Below are 13093 nucleotides of genomic sequence, written 5' to 3' on the forward strand. Positions count from 1 at the left end.
GCTAATTTTTGCGCATTGAAAAAGCCGCTTTGTTCATTTTAGGAGGATTCCCTAAAGCATAATTAAAAGAAACACTATTTAAATAGGCAAAAACCTTAGCAATTTCTTCCTTACTCATTCCTAAATAATGCATAACCTCATCCTTCTGTTCAAAAAGGTTGCCAGAAGTGCTATATGTCCTATCTAATTTTGGCATAATCAAATATACTATGAATTTTTAAACCTTCAATCAAACCGAAATTCAACAAAAAGTTCACCATTTCTTATGACTTTCCTATTTGTCCCTTACTAGGTAGAATGTTGCAGCCGTTTTCATTGTTTAAGCTTGCGATTATCAGGAAATTAAAGGGTTGAACCTCGTGTCAAATTGCTGGAAGTTTACTTGTCATTCAAGCCAATACCAAATCCAAACATTGCTGCGACCAAGGCCAGGTGAATAATCAAAACTGCCTTTTGCCAAGTCGGTCTGTCATTCCACTTTTGTTCTATGTCAAAAGGGTCAAAAGCTAATCCAATACCAAGTGAGGAAGCTGCTTGCAAATAATCTCTAGAAAAAAATGCCTGAAAAAGACCTAGGAGTAAAAATCCTATGTAAAGAAATTTGTTAAATGATGTTTTCATTGAGATGCCGTTTAATTTATTTCAAAATTAAATCATAGCCAAAACTCAAAATTGTACTTTTAAGACACTACTTAATTTCCCATATAATCTTATCGCCATCCACTTTACTTGTTGACTTAAAAAAGTCTTTCGGGTTATGGTTTGTAATTTTCCGAAACTCCTTAATTAAATAAGACTGATCATAATAACCTTCTTCATAGGTTATTTCAGTTAAGTTTTTTATTTGGGTACTATTAAGTTTGTTGGTTAATGTGCTTCTGAATCTATAAATTCTACGATATTCCACAGGACTACAACCCATATGTTTTTGGAATTGTCTTTGAAAGGTTTTGAGATTAAGTCCTGCCTTATTTGCAATATCAGAAATGGAAATTTGCTCATTACTATTTTCTAATAATTTTAACGAATTTTCGATACTGGATACTTCTTGATTGTCACAAAATTGAGAAAGCAAAAATGATTCAATTTTACTAATATCATCGTCACTTGAAAATAAATTTTCTCCAAATTTACCCCAGACATCATTCTTTAATTCTTGAGAAAATTTAGGTGCCAATGAAAGGTAATTATCTTTGAAAAATCGATTCAATCCTACAGGTTTGAATACAATAGAAATTTCCTTTAATTGCCCTTTGTATTCTAAAAATACGGGTTTTACGTATTTACCAAGTATTTCAATATGTACTCCCACATCGGTGTTTTCCGAAATTTGAAGAGACCAATTTTGTCTATGAACAGATGCTCCCTTGAAAAATGAAAGCCCTGTATTGAAATGAGGGAATGCTACATAACTAAAAACGGAATTGAACTTGCCTTCATAAATATAGAAGCATTCAATATACTTTGATAGAATTGGAGAAGTAGGCGCAATGGTCTTTATCACAAAAAAGAGAGATTTGAACTAAAGTTAATTAAAGAAAAAAGAAAAAGATACAAAACCCACTAGTGACCTCGAACCACTCTATCAAAAATTAAATACTTCATTATAAGTCGTTAAACCACATTTCCACTCACAAAAAGGTATTTTTCCACTCAAAATTATGGTTTAGGGTTATAAATTTACGAAAAACAAGATGTTGAAATTGAAAAAGATGCAACTACAAAAAATGTCTCTTTACAGAAAGTTAAGATGGTTTTTAAACAAAAAAAGAGGTCGAAATGACCTCCTTTTTAATCTAGCTCCCTTACTAGGAGGAATGTTACAGCCGTTTTCTATTTTAATTCCTTCAAAAAATAATCTAAATCCCGAATTTTGGTTTGAATAATGTCCCAAATAATATCGTAATCGATACCGAAGTAATTATGGATTAATTTATCCCTTGTTCCTGCAATCTTTTTCCACTCAATATGATTGTTCGTTAACTTAAATTCATCATCCAATTTTTTTGTCTCCTCGCCAATAATTTCAAGGCTACGGACAACTGCGCGACAAAGTACATCATCATTGATAACTTCTTCCTTAGATTTCTGTTCTGTATGCTGTAGGATAAATGTAGTTTCGACCAAGATATGTCGAATCAATTCTAAATTAGAGGCGGACATGTTGAACCTCCTCTAATATGTGGGGACCTATAAATTTACTCAAAGATTGGGTGGTAACTAATTCCACTTTCCGCCCTAATAATTCCTCCAAAAAGAAGGAAAGATCCATAAAATTATCGAAACTCTTTTTTGATGGCTCAAAGTCAACTAAGAAATCAATATCACTTTCTTCAGTGTAGCTTTCCTTGATGAAAGACCCAAATATTCCCAAACGGTTAACTCCATACGATTTTATCTCAGCTCCATGTTGAAATAGCGCATCCAATAACTCTTGTTTCGTATGAATTTTCTCGACTTGCATCTGAGGAAAATTAGGAATTAAAATTTACTTAACACAAAAAAAGTCACCATTTCTGATGACTTTCTTGTTTGCTCCCTTAATAGGTGGAATGTTGCAGCCGAAATTGTCAAAAATACTCCTCAAATAGTCTTTAACTTATTCTATTTTCATTAATGCTTGGAATGTGTTTTCATATCCATTTGGTTTTGGAAACAGTGTAAAGCACAGGCAACTCCTTTTAATGATTTGTGAACATTTCCGATAACCGCCCCTTTGGCATCTTTAATATTACAAGTTTCTTTATCGAAATCCTCAATGGTAAAAATGATATTCCCTTTTTCATCAAAATAGGTTTTCCCGTCTTTCCCCATTTTTCCCATCATTTTCCCATTTTCGTCCTTTAAAACTCCATTAGCTCCAAGAAACCCTAATTTTTTTCCCTTCGAATCACTAATAATTTTATCTTTTGATACGGTACCGGTTTTTACACCGTCAAAATAAATATCTCCCTTGGCATTTAAAATCAAGTGGCCTTTGCTGTCTCTTGGCTGTTGGGCTAAAGCTGAAAACGTGCTTAACAATACGAATGCAATGGAAAAAATAAACGATGACTTTTTCATGATTTGTTTATTTAGATCGTTAAAATCAAATGTAACCATATAAATATTGTTGAATTAATTTCGATATATGACATTCATCACCTTTTCATTCATTATAAAAGCAGACAATATCGTTAATTATGAAATAAAACAGCACTTTATTTAATTTGAATGAAGTATTATGAAATATTGGATTTTGGAAAAATTAAATATTAGAATTTAGAACAAATTCGTACTTTTAAGCGTTTTAAAATTTATGCTGCAAAAATTCCAAATACTGCTCATAATTACAATTCTTGGCTGTCTTACGACACCCGTAAAATCCTATGCATGTGGAACAAAGCACACTAAAGAAGAAAAATCATGTTGTTTGAAAGAAAAACCTGAGAAATCTAATAAAGATAATTGTTGCGGAAAACACAAAATGACCGGACAAAATGAAGGGAACAGTTGTGGAGGGAATTGTGATAATTCTACGTGCAGTTGCCCATCACCTTTCTCCACATTGGTAATACCTGATTTTTTAGTAAAATTTAATATCAATACATTCACAGCTCGCAATTCAGTAAAATCGTTTTATAACCAAACTTACCATTCATCAGGTTTTGGTTACATTTGGACACCCCCCAATATAGGTTAATTTATTACCTTGACAGCCATTGGTCTGTCTTATCGGAAGCAAAGTATTGCTTTAAAAATCAATTGTTTTTTACGTAAAATTATTAAAAAATGAAATCAATAAAATTATTGATGGCAATAACATTATTGCTATCCATCTCGACATGTTTTGCAGAAATTAAAAATGCCAAGGTAGAAACTGTTCACATTTATGGAAATTGTTCTATCTGTAAAAAGACCATCGAATCGGCGGCCAATGTAAAGGATATTGTTCAGGTGGAATGGAATAAGGATACAAAAATGGCCTTCCTAACCTATGATGAAAAGAAAACAAATCAGGATGAAATTCTAAAACGAATTGGTTTGGCAGGTTATGATAGCGACAAATTTCTCGCTCCTGACAATGTTTATGCTAAACTTGAAATTTGTTGCCAATATGAACGGACAGGAAAAGTTGTTGCAAAAGTTGAAGAATTAAAAGCTGTAAGTCTTGATGTGGAAGAAAAAGTTGTCATGCCAATTTTAGTAACAAAAACACAAGGAGTGCAACTAAAAGAGGTCTTCGATTCTTATTTTGCAGTGAAAGATGCTTTGGTAAAAACGGATGGTAGCTTGGCAGCCACCAAAGCTGTTTTGCTGTTAAATTCTATAAACGCAGTTAAAATGGAAAATTTAACGAAAGAAGAACATGTAGAATGGATGAAAGTGATGAAAGATTTGATTTTTGATGCGGAACATATTTCGGAGACCAAAGATGCCAGCCATCAAAGAGACCACTTTACATCTCTATCTAAAAACATGTATTCGGTGATGAAAGTCTCAAAACAAGAGACACCAACATATTATCAATTTTGTCCAATGGCTAATAAAGGAAAAGGTGCAAATTGGTTGAGTAAGGAGAATATCGTTAAAAACCCCTATTATGGTTCTAAAATGTTGGGATGTGGTAAAACTGTTGAAACAATAAATTAATGAGCCACTTTATTAAAAATATGGCTCTTAGTCAATGTAACATGAAATTAAACTCTTTAATCGTTTTTTTTAAAACGAATACTTTAATTACAGTTTTTGTGCTTTTTTCAACAACTGTTTTCGCCCAAAAAGTTGTTCGCTATGACCTTTACGTAAAAGACACTTTAGTGCATTTTGCTGGCAAAGAAAAAAGAGCGATTGCAGTTAATGGTCAAATACCAATGCCAACCTTAACATTTACCGAAGGTGATACGGCTGAAATACACGTTCATAACCTACTTAAGGAGGAAACCTCTTTACATTGGCACGGGCTATTTTTACCCAATAAAGAAGATGGGGTTCCCAACCTTACACAAATGCCCATTCGGCCAAATACAACCCATATCTATCGTTTCCCAATCATTCAAAATGGTACCCACTGGTATCACTCACACTCAGGGTTGCAGGAACAAATAGGAATGTATGGGAATTTTGTCATGTTAAAAAGACCGAACGACGACTCTTTTAGGAAAGGAATCGATGACTTACCAACGCTTCCTATTGTACTGAGTGAGTGGACCAATCTCAAACCCGAGAATATTCACAGGATGCTTCATAATGCCAATGATTATCCCGCATTGAGAAAAAACTCCGTTCAAAGTTATGGGGAAGCAATATCAGCAGGTCATTTTAAAACTAAGTTGCTAAGTGAATGGAAGCGGATGTTAGCGATGGATGTTAGCGATGTCTATTATGAAAAAATATTCATGAATGGTAAACCAAGTTCTGAGCTTAAAAGTATCTCAGGAAATGAGTTGAAAGGTGGAGACAAGGTCAGACTAAGAATTTCAAATGGGGGTGCATCATCCTATTTTTGGCTGACTTATGCCGGGGGTAAAATTACAGTAGTAGCAAATGATGGGAACGATGTGGAACCGGTTGAAGTTGATAGATTAATTATTGCGGTTTCAGAAACCTATGATATTATTGTTACTATTCCAGCAGATAAGACTGCCTATGAATTCTTAGCAACGACTGAAGACCGGACTAATTCAGCATCCATTTATATTGGAAATGGAATTAAACAGTTGAAATCACCTTTACCCCGATTAAAGTATTTTGAAGGGATGAAGATGATGAATGACATGATGAAGATGAATGGCGAATTGGATGATATGGGTATGGCCATGAGTTTAAATCAAATGGATATGAATGTGGTGATGTATCCTGAAATAACTGGCGATGCTAAGCCAAAACAAGATGACAATGACCCCAATCGTTATAATGCCAATGCACTGGGAGACATTGTTACCCTGAATTATGCCATGCTGAAGTCCCCTAGCATAACAGCATTGCCCAAGGATGCTCCAGTAAAAGAATTGTACTTTAAACTCTCCGGTAATATGAATCGATATGTTTGGAGTTTAGACAATAGGGTCGTTTCAGAAGCCGATAAAATCCTTATCAAAAAAGGAGAAAATGTTAGAATTATTCTCTACAATGGTTCCATGATGCGCCATCCGATGCACCTACATGGGCATGATTTTAGGTTACTTAACGGTCAAGGACAAAATGCTCCTTTAAAAAACATTGTGGATGTTATGCCGATGGAGACGGATACATTAGAATTTAACGCCAATGTTGAAGGTGATTGGTTTTTCCATTGTCATATTTTGTACCATATGATGAGCGGAATGGGTAGGGTATTAAGTTATGAAAATCAGATGCCCAATCCATTGATTCCTAATCCAAAACTAGCGCAACGGAAACTGTTTGCAGACGACCGCAAGTTTCATTTTATGGCTGAGAATGATTTTGCAACCAACGGTAATGATGGAATGGCCATGTTACAAAATACGAGGTGGAGCATTGGTTCAGAATGGCGATTGGGCCATCATGATTTTCACGGATATGAGGTAGAAACACATATTGGTAGATATGTTGGGAAAATGCAGTGGTTAATGCCATTTATTGGCTTTGATTGGCGTTATAGAAAGTTTGGAATAGATGAACAGGAAACAAATCTATTTGGGCAATCAAATAGTAAGGACCTAAGAAGTCTTGTTACAGTCGGCGTAAATTACACGTTGCCATTACTCATTGTTGGACAAGCTGAAATCTATCAGGATGGAAATATTCGTTTTCAACTTATGAGAGAAGATATGCCTATTACCAAACGACTTAGAGTGAGTTTTATGCTTAACACCGATAAGGAATACATGGCAGGTTTTCGTTACATCGTAAACAAAAACATGGGCATTACATCACATTATGATAGTGATATGGGATTGGGTGCTGGAATAACTTTTTCTTACTAAAAACTTTTTAATTGTCTATTGAGAGAATTCAAAATGATAATTTAACTTCAATAAAAAACAAAATCATGAAAAAAAACATTGTTTTAAACCTCTTGTTGACATTACCTATTGGCGTTTTTGCCCAACACCAAAACCATCAACCCAAAGTCGATACCAGTCAAACAGCAGTCAAGCCCAAAAGTCCAAAAATGACGGCAATGGCAATGGTAGGCACAAATCATGTACATATAGAATACGGTTCACCGAGTGTGAGAGGGCGGAATATTTGGAATGGTTTAGTTGCCTTCAATCAAGTATGGTCATCGGGAGCTCACAAAGCTACTTGGATAGATTTTGGTCATGATATAATGGTTGAAGGTAAAGTTATTACAAAAGGTAAATATGGATTTTTTACTATTCCTGATAGAGAAACGTGGACTTTGATTTTGAGTAAAACGTGGGATATGCACTTATCGGACGATTATAAAGAAGAAAATGACATCATCCGAATTAAGGTAAAACCCTTCAAAAGCGATAAATTAGTTGAAGCCCTTACGTATGAAGTAATGCCGACCAATGCTAACGAAGGCAAAATAAAATTGAGCTGGGAGTATTTGAGCGTTGAGTTTCCGTTTAAAAATAAGTAAATGATTTTGGGGGAAGAAATGAGCGAAATCAACTAATTTAACCCGTATTGCTATGAATAGTCTTGGTCAGAAAGCACCCAAGGGCTATGGCTGATTAACTAATCCAAAATTCATCTATTAGGAGATTTGCGGGATAAATCATTAATTTTTATCATTGGAAAGCGACATTTACTTCCTCCAATTTACAAGATGATTTCTCTCTTTAAAAAGTTGAAACCGGATTGACTAAAACCAACTCTTGGCACATTCTTGGCACAATTTGAAAACCACAGGTATAACTCTCAACTAAAATAGTCAAAAAACACTAAGCCCTCTACTGGGCTTGAACCAAGAAAATCGATGAATAAAGGAAATAGAGATAGAGTTTAAACGAAAAAAGTCACCATTTCTGATGACTTTCTTGTTTGCTCCCTCTCCTGGGCTCGAACCAGGGACCCCATGATTAACAGTCATGTGCTCTAACCAACTGAGCTAAGAAGGAATTTGTATCCTTTTGGGACTGCAAAAATAGGTGTCATTATGCATATATGCAATAAGGCCACCTATTTTTTTCTTAAAATCTTACATTATTTCTTTTCCTCTGCTTTGGCATCCTTCTTTTTCACCAATTCTCCCTCTTTCAAATTCTTAGCTACCGTAGCATATGGACCCGAAATAATCTCCTGTCCTTCTTTTAATCCAGAAATAATCTCAATATTATCAAAATCAGAAATACCTGTCTTCACTTCAACCATTTTCGCTTTTCCTTTTTCACTAATAAACACGACCTCTTTAATCTTCTCCTTACGCTTTTTGGTCTGTTGAGCAGATTCCTCCTTCGCTGGCTCTGCAGCACCTTCTGGGGCCTCTTTGCCGTCTTTTTGAGCTACATTTCCTCCTAATTCACGTGTGGTTACTGCCGATAATGGAACCGTCAAAATATTATCCTTACGATTCGTTAAAATCTCTACCGAGGCCGTCATACCGGGCTTTAATGGATATGATAATTTACCTTTAATCAAATCACGATATGACTCTCTCAATACGCGAATTTTTACCTCAAATTCCGTTACCGCATCTGTAGTCACTGATGTAGCTGTACCCGACTGATTCGCAGAACTAGCTATTTCATAAACAACCCCTTTAAACTTGCGCTCCGATGACGTAAAAGCATCCACATCAATAATTACCGTATCTCCTAAGCTAACCCGAGTAATGTCATTTTCATTCACATTTACGCGCACTTCCATGTTATTCAAATTAGCAATTCGTAACATTTCTGTACCTGCCATTTGAGATGTTCCAACGACACGCTCTCCCAATTCAACATTCAACTTAGAAATAATACCACTCTGCGGGGCATAAATAGTCGTCTTCGTTAAGTTCGTTGTAGCTTCTTTCAAAGCCGCCTCTGAACTCTTCACATTAAAGCTCGATGCCTTCACATTGGCTTTAGCCGACTCAAGATCTTGTTTAGCTACCATGTAGGCCGACTGGAACTGGTCAAAATCGGCATCTGAAATAACCTTGTCGTTGTGCAATTTTAAATTACGGTCATAATCAATCTTCGATTTGCTCAAGCGGGCTTCACTCTGCGCCAAAACTGCCTTACTTTGTTCCATGCTAGCTTTCATGGCATTCAACTGTGCCTCCGCACGAGCCAATAAGGATACATAGTTATCTGGACGAATTTTCAATAATACTTGTCCTGCTACCACAGAATCCCCTTCGGCTATATTCAAAGCAACAATCTCTCCTGAAACATCGGGCGAAACTTTAACTTCTACCTCAGGTTGTATTTTACCTGATGCTGATACTTTTTCTACAATGGATTCTCTTTTTGCTTTACCAAATTCTACCACCGTCGGATCCACTTTACCAATCCATCCTTGCTGCTTAGCAATAAATAAACCTATAAATATCACCGCTACTCCTCCTCCGATAAACAACCAAGTCCGCTTGCTATTGTTCTTTGCCATCTCTTTAAAATTATTGAAAATTAAAATGTTAAATTTTTACCTTGATAATAGTCCAAAATCTTTGTTCTAAATACAAAATCGTATTTCGATTGTACTAGAGTAAGCTTGGCTTTATCCAAGTTTGTTTTTTGTAAATTATAACTCACGAAATCAATTGTACCTGCACTAAACTTACTTTCAGAAGCTCTAAAAGACTCTTCTAATGCCGATACTTGAGTAACCCCAGCTTCGTATTTCTTTGCTGAATTCAGCATATTAACATAAGCTTGCTCGATATTTTGACGTAATGTCAAACGGGCTTTATTCGCCTCTATCTCGGAATTGACCTTTTGTAAGTTCGCTTGAGATACTCGAGTTCTATTCTGGTATCTTGTAAATATTGGGATACTCAAATTCAAGGAAATGACTTTATTTTGAGTATTATTTAATTGATCAAAATATCCAACGGTAGAACCTTCTCCATATCTTGGTTGGGTAGTAGTAAGAGGATAGTTTGTCCCGCCAACATTTACATTACCTAAAGTAACTTCTTGAGTACCCAAAACCTGTACCGATTTTAAGGCATTGGATTGATTTGCTGACCAGCTACCGCTTAAACTTAAGGTTGGCAAACGAAAGGCTTTGGCTACATCTACGCTTTTCGCAGCTCCCTGAACCCGAAAATCTGCTGCACGAACCAAAGGCTGGGCATCCACCGCTTTGGCATATATATCAGCAATGCTAAGCTCATAAGCAGACGAGTTAGGAACAGGAACTTGAATACGCTCCAATTCAAATTGACTAATAGCTGAATCATTCAATAGTTGCAACAATGTCAACTTGTTAATATCTAATGCACTTTGAAAACTTACTACATTGGATTCCTCATTGGCTAATTGAGCTTTTAAATCTAGCAAGGTGGAAATTGCTACGGAACCCGCATTGACTAATTTCTGCGTTCTTTCAATTTGTAATTTCGTGATATCCGTTTGCGTTTTAGAGATCGCTAATTGATCTTCTGCATTTAAAATAGACAAATAAGAAAGCACCACTTGCAAAGAAATATTCTCCCGAATGGACTGCAAATCTTCTTGGGTTGCCTTTAAGGTAAATTCTGTTTGTAAAATATTATTTTTAAGCTGTCCTCCGTTGAATAATAATACATTGGCATTTAGACCTAAGTTATTATAATTGATATTCCTTGAATCATATCCATTGGTATATGGGTTAATACTACGTCCAAAACTTGCCGACTGGTTGATGTTTCCAGATAAAGAAGGCAATTGGTTGTATTTCGCTTGTTGAAACAGAAGCTCTGCATTTTGCATGCTAATTTGATATGATTTAACATTCAAATTATGTTGTAATGCAATCTCGACAGCTTGATTTAACTTAAGCTTCACTAAGGTACCATTTCCTTGAATTGCGGTTTGTCCCAGGGATGAAAATCCAATGGTAAAAAGCAAAGCAAAAAGGTATACAGTTGTTGGGAATGATTTCCGATACATAGCTAATGAAAAGTATTTGACACAATGTTACTATTTTTAGATGGGGAGATGGGGACATTTTGGATAAACGGCAAGCCAAAAGGATAAATCCCACTTATTGAACTACTTGAAATTTTTTCTTGGCTTCTGCCCGAGAAAAAGCATTGAAATGCCACCATTCATATTCGATCGGAATAAAACCCGCTTTTTGCATCACTTTCCGAAGTAATAATCTGTTCTGGTATACTCCCTTACTTAGAATTCCCTTCGCCAACAACTCCTTTTCTGCTTTCGGGTAGGCCTCTTTCCCAAAGTAATCAAAAGGTGTTCCCATATCCAATGCATTCCCTTGCTCATCGGCTATCGTCAAATCCACCGCACTTCCATAATTGTGTATCGAATGTTCTTGTGGCGATGCCACATAGTTTCTGCGAATGTTGGGTGGATATTGAGGTAGCGCATTCCAAAGGTCCCATTGTTTAGATAAAGGCCTAGCGGCATCATAAATCAACAAATGGAAGCCCGGCTTTTCTTTTTCCAAGAATGATTGCGCTTGAGCTAGTTTTTTGACTGTTTCTTTTTGCAAAAATGCTTTTGTTAAGCAGCCATACACATTTTGATGCATGAAATTGTCTATGGTCGCATATTTCAATTGGACCAATACTTGTTTTATCTCAGATTGTACTTCCACCAATCCTTGACGACGCATATTTTCCTCGAACAAACATGGCTTTTGCTGCGCTATCAGCGGATGTAGCGTCAAACTAAGGATAAATACCAATAGGAAGGAAAAAGAATAGGTCATAAAAATCAAGAAATTCCCTAAATTTAGCCAAATTTTAAATAGGCAGAGCTCGCTTTCTGCAAACCTTACTTTATGGCATTAAATTGGATTTGGTTTCTGTTTTTTGGAATAGCCTTTGTGGTGGCAATAATTCAATTTTTGTTTTTTGGAAATGCCGAAATATTTAAAATACTCGTAGACGGAATGTTTGATTCCGCAGAAATGGCTGTTATGAAAATCGCTCTACCGCTGGCTGGAGTCATGACATTCTTCATGGGAATTTTACAAATAGGAGAGAAAGCTGGGGCCATACAGTTTCTAGCCAAACGAATCAGGCCCTTTTTTACTCGCTTATTTCCGGAAATACCTGCCGACCATCCCGTTCATGGACAAATGATCATGAACTTTTCGGCCAATTTATTGGGTTTAGACAATGCTGCTACGCCATTCGGATTGAAAGCAATGCAGGGTTTACAAGATATCAATCCAACGAAAGAAACCGCGTCTAATGCACAAATCATGTTTCTTACCCTACATAGCGCAGGTCCTGTATTAATCCCATTGAGCATTATGGCACAAAGAGCCATCTATGGGGCACAAGACGCTTCAGATGTCTTTATTCCCTGTTTAATGGCCACTTATGCCGCTACATTAGTGGGATTAATGTTTGTTGCTTTTAAACAAAAAATAAATTTATTGGAGCCCGTGCTATTCGCTTGGATTGTTGGGCTTACACTATTCTTTGGCGGAATTTTAGCCTATTTCAGTTCATTAAGCAAAGAGCAAATTGAAATTCAATCTAAAATTTTTAGTAATGGCTTATTGTTCACACTAATCCTCAGTTTTATCGTAGCGGCTTTTTGGAAGAAAATCGACATTTTTTCCACTTTTGTAGAAGGTGCCAAAGGAGGATTTGAAACGTCCGTAAAAATTATACCTTATTTAGTGGGTATGCTGGTAGCTATCAGCTGTTTGCGTAATTCTGGTACCTTAGATTTCATCGTAGAAGGAATGAAATGGATGGTAAATCAATCTGGCTTAGATACTCGATTTATAGATGCTATGCCTACAGCCTTATTACATCCTGTAAGTGGTAGTGGTTCAAGAGCCATGATGATTGATACCATGAAGACTTTTGGTGCTGATTCTTTTGTAGGAAGACTAGCTTGTGTATTCCAAGGTTCGGCCGAAACAATTCTGTATGTGATTGCCTTGTATTTTGGCTCCGTTCAAGTTAAAAATATCCGATACACACTTTGGGCAGGATTAACAGCTGATTTAGCTGGAATTATTACTGCGATATTTGTAAGTTATTTATTCTTTGGATAGA

General features: G+C 36.0%; 13 protein-coding genes and 1 tRNA gene. 4 read left to right on the top strand and 10 right to left on the bottom strand.

Features of this window, described 5'->3' with window-relative positions; all coding sequences use genetic code 11:
* Position 1 precedes the first annotated feature (1 nt).
* The 6 genes from U0R11_RS08205 to U0R11_RS08230 all read right to left on the bottom strand — a co-directional run bounded on the left by U0R11_RS08205 (position 2) and on the right by U0R11_RS08230 (position 3063).
* On the bottom strand, positions 2-196 hold the full coding sequence (locus U0R11_RS08205) for a hypothetical protein (RefSeq protein ID WP_406751226.1): 195 nt from the start codon (positions 194-196) through the stop codon (positions 2-4).
* A gap of 182 nt (positions 197-378) precedes the next feature.
* Positions 379-621: a hypothetical protein gene (locus tag U0R11_RS08210; RefSeq protein WP_406751227.1), complete on the bottom strand. Its 243-nt coding sequence runs from the start codon at positions 619-621 to the stop codon at positions 379-381.
* A 67-nt stretch (positions 622-688) separates the two neighbouring features.
* Positions 689-1504 carry a helix-turn-helix domain-containing protein gene (locus U0R11_RS08215; RefSeq protein ID WP_406751228.1) on the bottom strand — a complete coding sequence of 272 codons (816 nt, stop codon included), beginning with the start codon at positions 1502-1504 and terminating at the stop codon, positions 689-691.
* Positions 1505-1833: 329 nt separating this feature from the next.
* Complete coding sequence (locus tag U0R11_RS08220) at positions 1834-2163, bottom strand: HepT-like ribonuclease domain-containing protein (protein WP_406751229.1); 330 nt, start codon at positions 2161-2163, stop codon at positions 1834-1836.
* Positions 2150-2464, bottom strand: a complete 315-nt coding sequence (locus U0R11_RS08225; protein WP_406751230.1) for a nucleotidyltransferase family protein — start codon at positions 2462-2464, stop codon at positions 2150-2152. Before U0R11_RS08225 ends, U0R11_RS08220 begins: the two co-directional genes overlap by 14 nt.
* A gap of 149 nt (positions 2465-2613) precedes the next feature.
* Positions 2614-3063: a 5-fold beta-flower protein gene (locus tag U0R11_RS08230; protein WP_406751231.1), complete on the bottom strand. Its 450-nt coding sequence runs from the start codon at positions 3061-3063 to the stop codon at positions 2614-2616.
* Positions 3064-3771: 708 nt separating this feature from the next.
* Here U0R11_RS08230 and U0R11_RS08235 point away from each other — a divergent pair.
* The 3 genes from U0R11_RS08235 to U0R11_RS08245 all read left to right on the top strand — a co-directional run bounded on the left by U0R11_RS08235 (position 3772) and on the right by U0R11_RS08245 (position 7555).
* Positions 3772-4632, top strand: coding sequence for a DUF3347 domain-containing protein (locus U0R11_RS08235; protein ID WP_269006890.1), 861 nt, complete (start codon positions 3772-3774; stop codon positions 4630-4632).
* 41 nt (positions 4633-4673) lie between these two features.
* Entirely contained in the window at positions 4674-6929 is a 2256-nt protein-coding gene (locus U0R11_RS08240; protein ID WP_406751232.1) for a multicopper oxidase family protein, read from the top strand.
* Positions 6930-6994: 65 nt separating this feature from the next.
* Positions 6995-7555 (top strand): DUF2911 domain-containing protein, encoded by a 561-nt coding sequence (locus U0R11_RS08245; RefSeq protein WP_130895635.1) that lies wholly within the window; start codon positions 6995-6997, stop codon positions 7553-7555.
* A 407-nt stretch (positions 7556-7962) separates the two neighbouring features.
* On the opposite strand, the gene U0R11_RS08250 is transcribed toward U0R11_RS08245, so the two are convergent.
* The 4 genes from U0R11_RS08250 to U0R11_RS08265 form a co-directional block, all read right to left on the bottom strand.
* Positions 7963-8036: transfer RNA gene (locus tag U0R11_RS08250), tRNA-Asn, on the bottom strand.
* Between the two features lie 85 nt (positions 8037-8121).
* Entirely contained in the window at positions 8122-9513 is a 1392-nt protein-coding gene (locus U0R11_RS08255; RefSeq protein ID WP_406751233.1) for an efflux RND transporter periplasmic adaptor subunit, read from the bottom strand.
* A 20-nt stretch (positions 9514-9533) separates the two neighbouring features.
* Positions 9534-11000 (bottom strand): TolC family protein, encoded by a 1467-nt coding sequence (locus tag U0R11_RS08260; RefSeq protein WP_406751234.1) that lies wholly within the window; start codon positions 10998-11000, stop codon positions 9534-9536.
* A gap of 94 nt (positions 11001-11094) precedes the next feature.
* Positions 11095-11784 carry a M15 family metallopeptidase gene (locus U0R11_RS08265; protein ID WP_406751235.1) on the bottom strand — a complete coding sequence of 230 codons (690 nt, stop codon included), beginning with the start codon at positions 11782-11784 and terminating at the stop codon, positions 11095-11097.
* A gap of 72 nt (positions 11785-11856) precedes the next feature.
* Here U0R11_RS08265 and U0R11_RS08270 point away from each other — a divergent pair, with 72 nt between their 5' ends.
* On the top strand, positions 11857-13092 hold the full coding sequence (locus tag U0R11_RS08270; RefSeq protein WP_406751236.1) for a nucleoside recognition domain-containing protein: 1236 nt from the start codon (positions 11857-11859) through the stop codon (positions 13090-13092).
* Position 13093 lies beyond the last annotated feature (1 nt).

It is taken from the genome of Aquirufa salirivi (genome assembly GCF_045310485.1).
Taxonomy (GTDB): Bacteria; Bacteroidota; Bacteroidia; order Cytophagales; family Spirosomataceae; genus Aquirufa; species Aquirufa salirivi.